The sequence below is a fragment of the Terrilactibacillus laevilacticus genome (assembly GCF_006517395.1).
Lineage (GTDB): Bacteria > Bacillota > Bacilli > Bacillales > Sporolactobacillaceae > Terrilactibacillus > Terrilactibacillus laevilacticus.
In genome coordinates, this window is record NZ_VDCY01000021.1 from 1 (window position 1) to 15389 (window position 15389).

The window sequence follows — 15389 nt, forward strand, 5'->3', positions numbered from 1 at the left end:
ACGTTGGAACCACTTCGAACAAGGTGATGTTCAACGTGATTTGTATAGTGCCTTCCTCATTATGAATACAAAAGATAATCTGTGTGAAATAGACGTTGAACGGGCAAATAAAACTTGGAACCACTTCTTTGATAAGCACCAACAGGAAATAGAACGAATAAAACATTTGAACAAAAAGCACTTAAGCAGTATCGGCTTGTAAAACATCGATACCAAAAGGGTTTTGAACTGAGCCCACAGGGCGATAATGGCAGCAATCGTTGCCTTGTCCATGAAAGTCTAAGGGAAATAGCTGAGTGGCTGATATCAGCCGACAACTCGTTTTCGGTTATTCAGACGAAGGCTGAATGAAAGTACCTTAGAACCTCGTGACTTTAGTCATGAGAGGTTCAGCCAGTAATTTTTTTAGATAATCCAGAGCAACACTTAAACGTTTACTCGCATCTGCATCTAATTCAAAACCTCCACCATCTCTTCGTTTGATCTGACTGTCTAATGTATACACCCCGTGAACAATATGTTGGGCTCCTAATTCTGAAAGAACTGGTTCTAATGCATATTTAAGTATAAGTAGATGGGCTGATGAACCGCCTATAGCCAAAGGTAAGACAACCTTATTGTCAAAAATATGTTGAGGTAACAAATCCAAATAAGTCTTTAAAATACCTGAATATGAGGCTTTAAAAGTTGGTGTTGCAACGATGACGCCTTGACTTTCTTCGACTAGTTGATTTGCTTGTAATATAGACGGGTCACTATAATCAGCGGTAATCAATGCTTTCGCCGATAATTGATGAACATGAATAAAATTTAGATGTATCTCTTGGCTATAATAGTGATCAATAAATTCAATTAAACCATTTAAACGCGATGATAAAGAGTATGAACCGGATATGATCGTTATTGTTTTCATATTTTCTTATCCTCCATTATTCCTATATGTTTAGTTATATTTAAGTTGAACTCATTGTATAACAATTTCCCAGTCCTGACTAATCAAAAAGTTTTGGATAACAAATAAATAAATTTAATTTTATAAATACTTTATACTTTCTAATTCATATAAAACATAGTAGAATAATTGGTATTAATTTCTTAAATAAATAGATGGGGAGGTAAATATCTTGGAAATTCGAGCGATAAAAACTTTTCATTCTGTGGTCGAGTTTGGAAGTTTCCAAAAAGCAGCTGAGAAACTTAACTATTCACAACCTACAATTACATTTCGAATTAAACAACTCGAAAGAGACCTCGGCATTAAACTTTTTGAACGTGGTAAAGTTCTTAAACTCACTCATAGTGGGAGATTATTCCTTCATCGTTCAAAAAAATTACTCCGAGATTATCAAATATTAGATTCAGAGATTGAGCAATTGCGTTTAGGAATAACAGGTACCATTAGGATTGGTATTTCAGAACCTACAGCAAGCTTTAAATTTCCAAAAGTTTTATCAAACTTTTTGGACACCTATCCAAATATTTCAGTGGATGTCTTTATTGAAGATACCGAAACATGCAGTCAGATGCTTGAAAAAGGTGAAATTGATTTTGCCATATGCGGTGAACCAGAAATTAAATTAGAGAATTATTATGAAGCATTTTATCATGGTAAATTAGTTCTTCTTGTCGGTGAGATCAATCCCTTAGCAAAGCAACACGAAGTGTCACTGAATGATCTACGAAATGAACGGTTTATCTTCACACCTGTAAATTGCCCTATTCGTATCCAAATAGAACAAGCGTTAAAAAAAACGATTGGTGACTCTTACAAGAAAATGATAGTTACAAAAAGTACAGCTCATAAATACTTCGTTCAACAGAACATTGGCGTGTCAATTTTCACGGAGACATCTAATTTACATCCCATAGCCCATACAAAAGTCATTCCTATTACAGATATTTACATCCATCCATCTATAGGTATTCTCACCAATGATAACCATCCGATTAACTCAAGTGCAGCTCAAGAACTTATTTCAAAAATTAAAGACTCTTTTTCCGAACAAAACGATTTAGCACTTTAAGCCGGTTTGCAAGGTGAAGAAAAATAGAGGGGAAATTGTATCAATTGCCCCTCTTAATCAAATGAAAGAATCGATCAAACTTTGATAAAACTCGGTGAAATGCTGTTTCCAATTATTTCACCTCGCGTAAAGGCCTGATTCTTTTCTTTGCCTTCTAAAGGTAATAAAGGAAATAGTAATTCAGCTACCCGGTAAGCTTCTTCTAGATGAGGATAGCCCGATAAAACAAAATGATCGAAACCTAATTCTTTATATTCCAGAATTCTTTGAGCTACCGTTTTTGGGTCACCAACAAGAGCTGTCCCTGCCCCGCCTCGAACAAGACCAACGCCAGCCCAAAGATTTGGACTTATTTCAAGGGCTTCTCTACTTTTATTCCCATCTTGATGTAACTTACCCATCCGTTGTTGCCCAACAGAATCATAACGAGATAGTACGCTACTCGCTTTCTCAATCGCCTTCTCGTCCACATGTTCAATTAATCTCTCAGCAGCTTCCCATGCTTCTTTCTCTGTTTCCCTTACGATAACATGCAGCCGAATACCAAATTTTACAGTTCGCCCTTCTTTTTCTGCGAGTTTTTTGACTTCATTAATTTTCTTTGCTGCCTCTTGAGGCGCCTCTCCCCATGTTAAATACACATCAGAGTGTTTGGCCGCTACTTTTTTCCCTGCTTCTGAAGAACCACCAAAATAAATCGGTGGATGAGGTGCTTGTATAGGTGGGAATAATAGGTTCGCTCCTTCAACATGGATATGCTTACCCTTAAAGTCAACGTCTTCACCTTGCAATAGTTTTTCCCACACATGTAAAAACTCATCCGTTGCTTCATATCGCTCATCATGTTTTAAAAAAAGTCCATCACCTGCGAGTTCCGTTGGATCACCTCCAGCTACCACATTAATCAACACTCGCCCTCCTGAAATTCGATCGAGCGTCGCGGTCATTCTTGCGGCTAAAGTAGGTGACATTAGCCCCGGCCTTACTGCGACAAGAAAACGTAAATCCCTTGTTTCAGACGCTAATGCTGAGGCTAATAGCCAAGGATCTTCACATGATTTTCCCGTAGGAATAAGGACACCTTTAAATCCTAGATTATCTGCAGCTTGAGCAATTTGCTTAAAGTAGCGGTATTCTCCTAAACGCCCTCCTTTGGTTGTACCGAGATAGCGACCATCACCATGAGAAGGAATAAACCATAATATATCCATATTAATTAACACTCCTTAAGTTTAAATTTGTTATCTATCAACCTTTATAGGTATCCTGCCATTTCAAATTATGTTTTTCTATGAGTTTGACAAGAGAATCCGTTAACTTACCAACAATGGCAAATATAATAATTCCAACAAAGACAACATCTGTATTACTGAATTGCCTAGCGTCTAACATCATATAACCAATACCTTCAGTGGATCCCATAAGCTCCGCAACAACCAAGGATAACCAAGCGGCACCTAATGACAAACGCAAACCCAATAGTATATTTGGCAGCGCAGCTGGTATAATAAGGAGTTTCAATTGCTTAAATTTACTAAACTCAAGCACACGAGACACAGCAAATAATTTTGCATCCACCCGGCGGATTCCTAAGAAAGTATTCACATACAAAGGGAAGAATGCCCCTAAAGCAATTAATAAAACTTTCGACTCCTCACCAATTCCAAACCACAAGATAAAAAGTGGAGATATGGCTAAATGAGGAATGGTTCGTAACATTTGTAGACTCGGATCTAGTAATTTTTCAGACCTTGAAGATAAACCGACGAGTGCTCCTAACGCGAGGCCTAATCCACCTCCAATGATAAAACCAAATATCGCCCGAATTAAACTCACTTTTAAATGTGTAAAAAGAACTCCCGACGCAATCAGTTCCTTAGCAGCTAAAATGATGGCAACTGGTGAAGGCAATATAATTTTGGTAACCCATCCTAATGAACATACCGTTTGCCATAAGACCACCACAATAACAGGTAGAATAAGACCTGCAATAAACCTAGAATTTCGCTTTTTCTTCATTTTAAATGACACCTTGACATGATCCTTTACTAAGTCTGGCTGTAATACGACGCTTGCTGCAGCTTCACCTTTATCCATTCTTATCACCTACTTTTATTTTTTTAGGGCTTTTTCAATGAATTGATTATCAACAACTTTGTTTGTATCGATTTTTTTATTAATGATTTTCTGTGCGTATGAGAAATCTGCCGTATCCTGTTGCGCTTGATTGATACTATCTGAGATGGGTTTAGTCACGGTCGGGTTATTCTTTAGCGCTGTTTTAACCACTTGGCTATCTAGGTTTTTAGCTTGGCTATAAATCGATACAGCTTCGTCGTAGTGATTTTTTTCCCATTGACGCGCCTCCTCAAAAACTTTCAAAAATTTAACTGTTAAATCTGGATGATCTTTTGTGAATTGTGTTCGGGCTAATAAAAAACTTGGTGCATACGTACCTAATTGTTCTTCATCTATAAGTACTCTTGATTTATTTTTAATTGTTTGATAGGAAATGAACGGTTCCCAAATAGACCATGCATCCACTTTCTTTGAATTAAAGGCTGACTGAGCTTCATCAGGTTGAAGTTGAATAATTTGAACATCAGAATCTTTTAGCCCAGCTTTTTGTAAAGTTTTATAGAGAAGGTAATATCCACTACTCCCCTTGGCGACAGCAATTTTTTTCCTCTAAGATCCTTTAGCGTTTTGATTGAACTATTTTTAGGTACAAGAATCGCATCACCCTTTAGACCTTGTTTTGTATTGGCTATTTCTTTAAAATCAACTCCCGCTGCTTGCGCTGTAATAACAGGTGCATTTCCTACTCCAGCAAAGTCGAGATGATTGGCAGAAATCGCTTCTATTTGTGGTGGTCCACTTTGGAATTCTGTCCATTTCACATTGACGTGATCTTTCTTAAAGGCTTTCTCAAATAACCCCTTTTGTTTCGCTAATAGTAGTGGTCCTATTTCTTGTTGAATTCCGATATTAATGGTTATATCTTTAGAATTTCCACTACTATTTCCTCTGCCGCAACCCACCATCGAAATGGCCGTCGTCATGATTAAAAGTAATACAATTATTTTTTTCATATTTTCTCCCCCATTGTCTCAATTTCTTAAGCATCAGCCGCTGAATAATGATCGAGTTGCTCAAAGTGTTTCAAGACATTTTGCCTTGCCTTTTGAAAAGATTGGTGAGTCCGTTGTCTTGGAAATGGTAATTCAATCGGAATAATATGTCCGACTGTGCCAGGTTTTGATTTCATGACGATCACTTTTGTCCCTAAATAAACAGATTCATCTAAATCATGCGTAACTAAGATCATGGTCGTTTTTGTTTTTAACCATATTTCAACAAGAACATCTTGTAGATGTTGCCTTGTAAAGGCATCTAAAGCACCAAATGGTTCATCTAAAAGTAATACTTTTGGTTCTCTGAGCAACGCTCTTGCAATCGCAACTCGTGCGACATGCCACCCGATAATTCCTTGGGATAAGCTTTTTCATAACCATTTAAACGTACGATATCAATCAGTTGAGAAACCTTCGCACGTATTTCTGGTTTTTTTAAAGGGAGATTCGCTGCGATATTTTGTTCGACCGTCAACCATGGAAACAGCCGATGTTCTTGAAAGATAAATCCTTTTTCAATGCTCGGTTTCTTTACTTCTTTACTCCCAATCACAATACTCCCCTCATAATCAATGTCTAATCCCGCTATAATTTTCAGTAATGTACTTTTACCACATCCACTAGGTCCTATAACAGTTATAAAATCACCACTATTAATCGTTAGGTGAATATCATCCAGCACTGTAACCGGTTTTTGGTCCTTTATAAAGGTCTTTTCTCTTATATCTACATTAATCTCCATAAGTTCTCCTCCTCGTATATTAGAGCCTTCCTTATTTAATCGATTAAGATAATATATAACTAATCCTATAAAAGTACTTTGTTTTGGATAAAAAATTTTCTGAAGTATTTAACACCACCTTGAAGCGAAGAATGCACTTTTAACATCAGAAGTGATCACATTTAGTTTCTGATTTGATAGTGGGACGTTAAAAAAGTGCCTTACTCTCTTAAATAAGTCAGTTTGTTTCCACAAAAGCCCATAGAGAGTGGATAACTAAGATAGACCTCACTTTAGCTCATCCTATTCCGATGTATTTAGTTGTAATTTAAATTAAATATTAACCGATTTTCTTACCATTGGCTAATTGAAAAAATTTTGGCTAGTGATTAATAAATTTAATTAAAGGTGCCTAGTGCCACTCCCCGAATGATGTCCATCCAAAAAAGTATCAAAATATCCGTTATAGCACTGAGAAAATTTTTACTATACAATTCATATATAACAAAAATTAAATTGTGTGGTGATTCAATTGTTTAAACTTCTATTAATTGAAGATGACGTGACACTATTTAATGAAATTAAGGATCGTTTAACTGGGTGGTCTTATGATGTTTATGGGATTGCTGATTTTAGTAAAGTCATGCAAGAATTTACAGCAATAAAACCTCATTTAGTGATTATTGATATTCAATTGCCTAAGTTTGATGGCTTCCATTGGTGCCGGATGATTCGAGCGCATTCGAACGTACCGATCTTATTTTTATCATCACGTGATCATCCTACCGATATGGTGATGTCCATGCAGCTTGGTGCGGATGACTTTATTCAAAAACCATTTCATTTTGATGTACTCATTGCAAAGATACAAGCGATCCTTCGCCGCGTCTATAATTACAGTACCGAACAAATCAAACTTAAAACATGGAATAGAGCGACAGTGGATTATGAGAATAGTACGGTTTCCAACGAGACTGGGTCGATTGAGCTGACAAAAAATGAAATTTTCATTTTAAAACAGCTAATGGAGCAAAAAAATAAAATCATCAGCCGAGAAGAATTAATCAAAAGTTTATGGGATGATAAGCGCTTTGTTAGCGATAATACCTTAACGGTCAATATCAATCGTTTACGTAAAAAACTAGATGATCTTGGTTTAGGGCGCTATATTGAAACAAAAGTAGGGCAAGGTTACATGGCTGTAGAAGAGGTAAATTGACTTGATTAGAAAATTTTTGATTGAAAGATGCAGCTGGATTTTTCTATTTCTTTTCATGATGCTACTTATCATCTTTATCTCTTATATTGATCCGGCCATTCCGTTAGCTCCCGTCCTTTATATCGCTTTTTTATTTGCCATCATCTTTCCCATTTTTATCATCATCCGCTATCGTAAAGAAACGAATTTTTATAAAAACCTGGAAGAATGGGATACCCATCTTGATTTAACAAGTTTAGCCACTGCAGAAAGTCCTTTTGAAAAAATAATCGAAGAAAGTTTGACGAATCAAACGGACCAATTAAAGAAGGAAGCATCACAAAATCGACTGACCTTAGAGCAGGAGAAGGATGAGCTATTATCTTGGATTCATGAGGTGAAAACGCCGTTAACAGCCATGCATTTAATGATTGAACGCTTAGATGACGAAATCATGAAGGCACAATTGACTCATGAATGGCTGCGAATTCATTTGCTGCTTGACCAAAAACTTCATCAAAAGCGTATCCTTTTTATTAAAAATGATTTATACATAGAAAAGATTGATGTAAAAGCGTTAATTTTTAAGGAGCTAAAAGCATTACAGTCATGGTGTATCCAAAAAGGGATTGGATTTGATGTAGATTTAGAGGTCACTGAAGTCTTTAGTGATGGAAAATGGCTAGCATTTATTATCAGACAGCTATTAACCAACTCCGTAAAATATAGTGAAGCATCGGATATTATCATTAAAACCTGCCAACAAAATGGTCAAACGACCTTAGAGATTAAAGATTTCGGACGCGGGATTGACCCTAAAGACTTACCGCGCATATTTGATAAAGGTTTTACCTCCACATCCAAACATCAGGATAATGTAGCAACAGGCATGGGTCTATACTTAGCCAAAAAAGCAGCCCAACCATTATTACTCCATATTGACGTCATTTCAAAACCTGAAACAGGAACAACGTTTACCTTAACCTTTCCAAAAAGAAATGAATTTCATCATATTGCAGGCGTGTGACAAAAATGTCACATGCTTTTATTGTCTGTTAGCTAAATCGAAGGAAAACGGGAGTAAGGCTCTTTATAATTAAACTATCAGTGCGTGTTCAAAAAGGCGGCAAATTAGAAGCAAGAAGATCAAGGCGGCGCTGTTTTGAGGACCAGAATGTAGGTTTTTACTACATGAGGACCGGAAAAACAAGCCAACGCCGAGATTCATAGCTTATCATTTGGTGACTTTTTGAACAACCTCTATCAAATTAAGGAGCGTGTTAAAAATGAGGATATTAGAAGCAACTAAAATATATAAAAGCTATGGCAATAAATTTAATAAACAAGAGGTATTGAAGGGCATCGATATTAGCGTTGCGGAGGGTGAATTTGTTAGCATTATGGGGGCCTCTGGTTCTGGGAAAACAACATTACTTAATGTTCTTTCCTCCATTGATCAAGTTAGTCATGGAACAATCCATATTGATGGAAAGGAAATGACCGGAATGAAAGAAAAACAGTTAGCTGAATTCCGCAAGAATCACTTGGGGTTTATCTTCCAAGAGTATAATTTATTGGATACTCTAACGGTCAAGGAAAATATTCTTTTACCATTATCGATTACAAAAGTGTCAAAAAAAGAAGCTGATCAAAAATTTAAAGAGGTCGCTATAGAACTGGGCATTTATGATTTAAAAGATAAATATCCAAATGAAATATCCGGCGGCCAAAAACAGCGCACGTCTGCAGCCAGGTCATTTATCCATCAGCCAAGCATCATCTTTGCTGACGAACCAACCGGTGCACTCGATTCAAAATCAGCATCAGATTTATTAAATAAGCTCAGCGAATTAAACCAGAAACGAAGGGCAACTATTATGATGGTTACTCATGATCCGGTTGCTGCCGGTTATTGCAGCAGGGTCATTTTTATCAAAGATGGGCAAATATATACACAATTAAATAAAGGGGAAGAAACCAGACAAGCCTTTTTCAATGACATAATGAAAACACAAGCTGTATTAGGAGGGGTGCAAAATGAGCATTAATCACCTCATCCTTCGCAACCTGAAAAAAAATCTAAAAAACTATTATCTCTATGTGTTTGCCTTAATTTTTAGCGTCTCGCTTTATTTCGCATTTGTTACACTGCAGTATGATCCTTCCATGAATGAAGCAAAAGGATCGGTTAAAGGTGCAGCTGCCATTAAAACAGCCGCCATATTACTCATTGCCATTGTCTCTATTTTTCTTTTATATGCTAATCAACTTTTTATGAAAAGGCGCAGCAAAGAGATTGGCTTATTCCAATTAATCGGAATGACAAAGGGTGGCATCTTCCGCCTCTTAAGTGCTGAGAACTTTATTCTTTATTTCAGTTCTCTACTTATCGGAATCTTTATAGGATTTTCCAGTTCAAAATTAATGATGATGATTTTATTTAAATTTATGGGTCTTGAGACAAGCACAACACTTCAATTTTCTGAAGAAGCATTCATTCAAACACTCATTGTTTTTTGTGCCATCTACCTCCTCATCATGTTGATGAACTATCTATTTATTAAAAGACAAACGATTTTATCCTTATTTAGAGTCATTTCTTCGACAGAAAATAAAGTTAGAAAAATAAGCGTTTTTGAGATCGTCTTCGGGGCGATGGGCATAGTGTTGATTCTTACAGGCTACTATATTTCATCAAAACTATTTGATGGGGATTTTACAACAATGAGCGAACTCTTCATAGCCATGAGTTTTATCCTTGGTTCTGTTATCATCGGGACGTATCTTTTTTATAAAGGATCGGTTACATTTATCACAAATATCATTCGAAAAAAGAAGGGCGGTTATTTGAATATTAATGAGGTATTATCCCTCTCTTCCATTATGTTTCGAATGAAATCAAATGCCTTATTATTAACCATTATCACAACCGTATCTGCGCTTGCAATTGGCTTATTATCCTTATGCTATATCTCATACTTCTCAGCAGAGAAAAGTGCTGAAAAGAATGTACCATCTCATTTTTCATTGACAACGACTGAGGATGCAGAACAATTTAAGGCGGCCCTAAAAGCCGAGGACATTGCTTATCGTGAAAAAAGAATTAATGTCATTCAAGTCAATGCCAATGTTGCGGAAATAATGGATACTAAGTTAAAAGAATTAAACTTTGATCCAAATAACATGACTCTTCCCGTGATTAGTGACCAATCAGTCAAAGACCTCAATTTATCGAAGGATGAAACCCTTTTTACGGGATACAATGATATAGTAGAAAAAATAATGTCCCTCAAAGGTTCTGGACAAATTGAATTAAAAGGACAAAGGGAATCCATCTCTCAGAAATATAAAGGTCTAGAAAAGGAATTCATTCTTCCCTACAATTTCACACATGGTGGCCTACCCGTTGTCATTGTTGACGAAACGACTTTTCGGCATTTAAAGAACGATATCAACCCAAAGATTCAGCTCGAATCCTCTCTTTATATTGGAATCGATATCAAAGACAAAGGAAAAATTGAAGAAGCCAATAATATTTTTCAGGATATGACTATTAGTAAGCATCCTACAAATTTGTCACGTCTTGAAATGAGCAATAATCAGAAACAAGTCATGGGACTAACGATGTTCATTGTCGGCTTTCTAGGATTAACCTTTCTAGTTACATCAGGGTGTATTCTGTATTTTAAACAAATGGATGAAAGTGAAGATGAAAAGCCCAATTATACGGTATTGAGAAAACTTGGATTCACTCAAGGAGATCTACTAAAAGGAATTCAAGCAAAACAACTCTTTAATTTCGGAATCCCTTTGGTTATTGGGCTAGTTCATAGTTACTTTGCTGTCAAATCAGGGTGGTTTCTGTTTGGTACCGAGCTTTGGACACCAATGATTGTGGTCATGATTATCTATACGTCCTTGTATTCAATTTTCGGATTACTCTCGGTTCTCTATTACAAAAAAGTGATCAAAGAAGCGCTTTAACATAAAAGCATAAAGCTCCAGCCAAAGAAGGCCTGGAGCTTTATGCTTTTATTTTATTATTAGATTGTCCAAAGTTACATATCTCTTTCAGACGATCATCATCTATTGTAAAGCCAATATGAATGCCATTAAAATGGATAAAAATAATTACACGTTATGTGATCAAGTCCCACAGAAAGTTTTGTAAGGCGTTGTTGACTCACATACTTTCGCATATTCAGTTTGTTCAGTAGAATAAGCGTAAGGGTTTGAAAGAACACCCAATAGCCGTTGCATTACGTTATAATCCCCTTGTTCCACCGCCGCAGCTAATGCCTCTTCCACCCGATGATTCCGTGGAATTATCGCAGGATTGCTCTTCTGCATCAACTGAGTAGCGGATGCTTTCGATTCCTGCTGTCTTACTAATCTCGCCTCCCAGCGTTTTTGCCAATCCTTGAATTCTGTAGCTCCAAATAAGACTGAATCCTCTGGTTTATTTAATGTTAATGCTCGGAAAGTATTCGTATAGTCCGCGCCATATTTCAACATCATACTGAGGAGGTCACCAATAAGAGTTTCATCCTGTTCCTCTTCATTAAATAATCCAAGTTTTGCTCTCATTCCTCTTAGCCAATTTGATTGATAAAGATCAGCAAAATGGGAAATTTTCTCCTGCGCTTTTTCGACAGCCTTATCTTGATGATCATCGATAAGCGGCAATAAGGTTTCAGCAAATCGCGCAAGGTTCCACCCCGCCATATGCGGTTGATTACCATAGGCATAGCGACCACGACGGTCAATGGAACTGAATACTGTTTTCGGATCATAGGCATCCATGAAAGCACAAGGACCATAATCGATGGTTTCTCCACTAATCGTCATGTTATCAGTATTCATCACCCCATGAACAAAACCAACTAGCTTCCATTTAGAAATAAGCTCCGCTTGCCGCTTGATCACTTCTTCAAGGAGTTTGAGATACCGATTCTCATTTTTGGTGATATATGGATAATGCCGATTGATTGTATAGTCAGCTAAAATCCGAAGTTCCTCTTCCGTTCCCCATTCGGCCGCATATTCAAAAGTACCAACGCGCAGATGACTGGCAGCCACACGAGTAAGAATAGCACCTGGCAGGTTCGTTTCTCGGATAATTGACTCACCCGTAGTGACCACCGCTAGACTGCGGGTGGTAGGAATACCCAGTGCATGCATCGCTTCACTAATGATATACTCACGCAGCATGGGTCCAAGCGCTGCCCGGCCATCACCGCCTCGAGAGTATGGTGTTCTCCCTGAACCCTTAAGTTGAATATCAAACCTCTCACCTTCGAGTGTAATCTGTTCACCTAACAGCACCGCGCGTCCGTCCCCTAACATCGTAAAATGTCCGAATTGGTGCCCTGCATAAGCTTGCGCAAGAGGTGCAGCACCTTCAGGAATATCATTTCCAGCAAACACAGCTGCCCCATTTTCACTTTGCAGTTCTTGAATGTTCAATCCCAAGGATGTTGCGATAGAGTGATTAAGAATGACCAACTTCGGTGACTGGACGGGAGTTGGATTGGTACTGGAAAAAAATAATTCCGGCAAACGGGTGTAGCTGTTGTCAAAGTTCCATCCTGCTTTGCTACGCTTTGTCATAATTATCTCCTTTATATCCTTTTCTTTTTATCATCTATTCCTATATGAAATTTACACAAACATATATGTTATCTAATTAATATCAACACAAAACAGGCACTTTTAATATCTGCTTATACCTATTTATTATACTTAAACTTAAAGGAATCGAAAGTAAAACGATAGTTAGACGGACTTTGGATAGTTTAAGTGCTTGTTAAAAGAAACGGCAAATTAAGGCAGTTTTCTTTGGACCAGCTTTCCACATGATGTGGTAGCTTCAGACGCCAGCCACACGATATTTAACATCGTTAACTTTAACTTTAAATCTTCATTGAAGTCAGATTTACATATATGAAAAAATTATAGTATGATGGGAAAGATGTTATTGAGCCTTAGTTGAATTAGAACGAAACAAAATTAAATGAGGACGATTTATATGAAAAGTCAGAATTTAAAGCGTGGATTAAAAAACAGGCATATTCAACTTATTGCCATAGGGGGCGCAATAGGAACAGGATTATTTTTAGGAGCTGGAAAATCAATTCATTTTGCCGGTCCATCCATTATGCTTGTTTATTTATGCATCGGGATTGCCGTTTTCTTTATGATGCGAGCACTTGGTGAACTTTTAGTAGATAATCCTACAACAGGATCTTTTACCAAATTTGCAGAACAATATATTGGTTCCTGGGCAGGTTTCATAACGGGTTGGACCTATTGGTTTTGCTGGGTTGTAACTGGTATTGCGGAAATTACAGCAATAGGACTTTATGTACATTTTTGGCTTCCAAATGTTCCTCAATGGATACCAGCTCTTATTTGTGTCTTTGTATTAGTTTTAATAAACTTAGCCACAGTGAAGGCATTTGGAGAAATTGAATTTTGGTTTGCCTTAATAAAAATTATAACGATTATCGCATTAATCGTCACAGGGTTTGTACTTGTCATTATGAAGTTTAATGTACATGGTACAAATGCCTCCTTTACACATTTATGGGCACACGGGGGATTTTTCCCGCACGGGGCCTCTGGGTTTATTTTTTCTTTCCAAATGGCTATATTTGCCTTTGTAGGAATAGAACTTGTTGGTGTAACAGCAGGGGAAGCAGAGGATCCACAAAACACATTACCGAAAGCCATTAATAGTATCCCACTTCGAATCCTTGTTTTTTACATAGGTGCCTTACTAATCATAATGTCTATCTATCCATGGAACGGGATTGATCCTGAAAGTAGTCCATTTGTCAAAGTGTTTCAATTAATAGGTATACCTGCTGCTGCTGGTATTATTAATTTTGTTGTTTTGACTTCGGCGGCTTCTTCATGCAATAGTGGGATATTTAGTACAAGTAGAATGCTTTACATATTATCCCTTGAAGGAAAAGCGCCTAAGTTATTTGGTAAGCTGAATCATCGAAATATACCTTCGGCAGGCCTATTTGCTTCTACGTCGGTATTACTAATTGGTGTATTGTTGAACTATTTATTGGATGCCACAGCCGTATTTACACTGGTGACAAGTATCGCGACGATCTGTTTCTTATGGGTATGGGGGATCATCCTCATTGCACATTTACGTTTTCGATATTTAAATCCTAAACACTCAAGTACATTTAAAATGCCATTTGCTCCAATCTCAAATTGGATTGTACTAGCATTTTTTGCTTTTGTCGTTGTCGTATTAGGTTTCACAACTGAAACCCGAATGGCTTTATTTGTTACACCTGTTTGGTTTATTATTTTGGTGCTTGCCTATTTATTTTCTAAAAAAACAAAGTGAAATCAGATAATTCTCTACCCTATATTGTCAAGTTGAATCATGTAAATAATATAAACAAAGACTGATTGATAAAATGTCAGTCTTCTTTTTTTAGGAAAATAATTAAACCCTTCAAATTCATCTTTAATTGAGAATAAACGGCCATAGATGCTATTGTTATGATTATATATTACACATATCCATTTAGGATAAACGAACGAAACTCTTGAGCGAAACAATAAACTTGTTTTGGATTTAAATTAAAAATGAACATTTTTCTTGACAAACAAAAACTATTATTTAATAATTAATATGTAATTATAATGATTATAAATAATAAAGCTAATTGCTTTGTTATTTTAAATTATATTTTAGGAGGAAGATACATTATGTCAATTATCGGAAGTGAAGTAAAACCATTTTACGCGAAAGCTTACAAAAACGGTGAGTTCATTGATGTAACTGAACAAGACTTAAAAGGTCAATGGAGTGTTGTATGTTTCTACCCAGCGGACTTTTCTTTTGTTTGTCCAACAGAACTTGAAGACTTACAAAATGAATACCCAGCCTTGAAAGAATTAGGCGTTGAAGTTTATTCAGTATCAACAGATACTCACTTTGTTCATAAAGGATGGCATGATGCATCTGAAAAAATCAATAAAATTACTTACGCTATGATCGGCGATCCATCACAAACGATCAGCCGTAACTTTGATGTTTTAAACGAAGCTTCAGGTCTTGCTGACCGTGGTACATTTATCATCGATCCCGACGGTGTTGTTCAAGCTGCAGAAATTAATGCTGATGGCATCGGCCGTGATGCAAGTGTTCTTGTTAATAAAATCAAAGCTGCACAATATGTTCGCAACAATCCAGGCGAAGTATGCCCAGCAAAATGGCAAGAAGGATCTGAAACACTTAAACCAAGTCTTGACCTTGTAGGTAAAATCTAAGGAGTGCG

11 protein-coding genes and 3 pseudogenes are annotated in these 15389 nt (G+C 36.8%); 8 read left to right on the forward strand and 6 right to left on the reverse strand.

Annotation, left to right across the window (positions count from 1 at the left end; genetic code table 11):
- Window positions 1-202, forward strand: a pseudogene (locus FG390_RS15940) (RNA-guided endonuclease TnpB family protein); the annotation flags it as partial.
- A gap of 156 nt (window positions 203-358) precedes the next feature.
- On the opposite strand, the gene ssuE reads toward FG390_RS15940, so the two are convergent.
- On the reverse strand, window positions 359-913 hold the full coding sequence (ssuE, locus tag FG390_RS14645) for an NADPH-dependent FMN reductase (protein ID WP_141191784.1): 555 nt from the start codon (window positions 911-913) through the stop codon (window positions 359-361).
- A gap of 211 nt (window positions 914-1124) precedes the next feature.
- Between ssuE and FG390_RS14650 the strand changes: the two genes are divergently transcribed.
- On the forward strand, window positions 1125-2024 hold the full coding sequence (locus FG390_RS14650) for a LysR family transcriptional regulator (protein WP_141191785.1): 900 nt from the start codon (window positions 1125-1127) through the stop codon (window positions 2022-2024).
- 74 nt (window positions 2025-2098) lie between these two features.
- Here FG390_RS14650 and ssuD read toward each other — a convergent pair whose 3' ends face one another.
- The 4 genes and pseudogenes from ssuD to FG390_RS14670 all read right to left on the reverse strand — a co-directional run bounded on the left by ssuD (window position 2099) and on the right by FG390_RS14670 (window position 5900).
- The gene (gene ssuD / locus FG390_RS14655) at window positions 2099-3235 is read right to left on the reverse strand and encodes an FMNH2-dependent alkanesulfonate monooxygenase (protein WP_141191786.1); all 1137 of its coding nucleotides are present in this window, start codon (window positions 3233-3235) and stop codon (window positions 2099-2101) included.
- 37 nt (window positions 3236-3272) lie between these two features.
- The gene (locus FG390_RS14660; RefSeq protein WP_141191787.1) at window positions 3273-4121 is read right to left on the reverse strand and encodes an ABC transporter permease; all 849 of its coding nucleotides are present in this window, start codon (window positions 4119-4121) and stop codon (window positions 3273-3275) included.
- A 15-nt stretch (window positions 4122-4136) separates the two neighbouring features.
- A pseudogene (locus tag FG390_RS14665) lies at window positions 4137-5116 on the reverse strand (aliphatic sulfonate ABC transporter substrate-binding protein).
- A gap of 26 nt (window positions 5117-5142) precedes the next feature.
- A pseudogene (locus FG390_RS14670) lies at window positions 5143-5900 on the reverse strand (ABC transporter ATP-binding protein).
- Window positions 5901-6411: 511 nt separating this feature from the next.
- Between FG390_RS14670 and FG390_RS14675 the strand changes: the two are divergent.
- The 4 genes from FG390_RS14675 to FG390_RS14690 all read left to right on the forward strand — a co-directional run bounded on the left by FG390_RS14675 (window position 6412) and on the right by FG390_RS14690 (window position 11061).
- Window positions 6412-7098: a response regulator transcription factor gene (locus tag FG390_RS14675; RefSeq protein ID WP_141191788.1), complete on the forward strand. Its 687-nt coding sequence runs from the start codon at window positions 6412-6414 to the stop codon at window positions 7096-7098.
- A 1-nt stretch (window position 7099) separates the two neighbouring features.
- Window positions 7100-8104 (forward strand): sensor histidine kinase, encoded by a 1005-nt coding sequence (locus FG390_RS14680; RefSeq protein WP_141191789.1) that lies wholly within the window; start codon window positions 7100-7102, stop codon window positions 8102-8104.
- A 259-nt stretch (window positions 8105-8363) separates the two neighbouring features.
- Window positions 8364-9125: an ABC transporter ATP-binding protein gene (locus FG390_RS14685; protein ID WP_141191790.1), complete on the forward strand. Its 762-nt coding sequence runs from the start codon at window positions 8364-8366 to the stop codon at window positions 9123-9125.
- Window positions 9115-11061: an ABC transporter permease gene (locus FG390_RS14690; protein WP_141191791.1), complete on the forward strand. Its 1947-nt coding sequence runs from the start codon at window positions 9115-9117 to the stop codon at window positions 11059-11061. The genes FG390_RS14685 and FG390_RS14690 overlap by 11 nt, the downstream gene beginning before the upstream one ends.
- A gap of 162 nt (window positions 11062-11223) precedes the next feature.
- Here FG390_RS14690 and FG390_RS14695 read toward each other — a convergent pair whose 3' ends face one another.
- On the reverse strand, window positions 11224-12687 hold the full coding sequence (locus FG390_RS14695) for a protein adenylyltransferase SelO (protein ID WP_141191792.1): 1464 nt from the start codon (window positions 12685-12687) through the stop codon (window positions 11224-11226).
- Window positions 12688-13099: 412 nt separating this feature from the next.
- On the opposite strand from FG390_RS14695, the gene FG390_RS14700 reads away from it, so the two are divergent.
- Window positions 13100-14449 carry an amino acid permease gene (locus tag FG390_RS14700; RefSeq protein ID WP_373681558.1) on the forward strand — a complete coding sequence of 450 codons (1350 nt, stop codon included), beginning with the start codon at window positions 13100-13102 and terminating at the stop codon, window positions 14447-14449.
- 368 nt (window positions 14450-14817) lie between these two features.
- Window positions 14818-15381, forward strand: coding sequence for an alkyl hydroperoxide reductase subunit C (gene ahpC / locus FG390_RS14705; RefSeq protein WP_141191794.1), 564 nt, complete (start codon window positions 14818-14820; stop codon window positions 15379-15381).
- Window positions 15382-15389: the final 8 nt, after the last annotated feature.

Coding starts and splice junctions, on each gene's coding strand:
- ssuE (WP_141191784.1), bottom strand. CDS start 913: ATGAAAACAATAACGATCATATCCGGTTCATACTCTTTATCATCGCGT.
- ssuD (WP_141191786.1), bottom strand. CDS start 3,235: ATGGATATATTATGGTTTATTCCTTCTCATGGTGATGGTCGCTATCTC.
- FG390_RS14660 (WP_141191787.1), bottom strand. CDS start 4,121: ATGGATAAAGGTGAAGCTGCAGCAAGCGTCGTATTACAGCCAGACTTA.
- FG390_RS14685 (WP_141191790.1), top strand. CDS start 8,364: ATGAGGATATTAGAAGCAACTAAAATATATAAAAGCTATGGCAATAAA.
- FG390_RS14690 (WP_141191791.1), top strand. CDS start 9,115: ATGAGCATTAATCACCTCATCCTTCGCAACCTGAAAAAAAATCTAAAA.
- FG390_RS14695 (WP_141191792.1), bottom strand. CDS start 12,687: ATGACAAAGCGTAGCAAAGCAGGATGGAACTTTGACAACAGCTACACC.
- ahpC (WP_141191794.1), top strand. CDS start 14,818: ATGTCAATTATCGGAAGTGAAGTAAAACCATTTTACGCGAAAGCTTAC.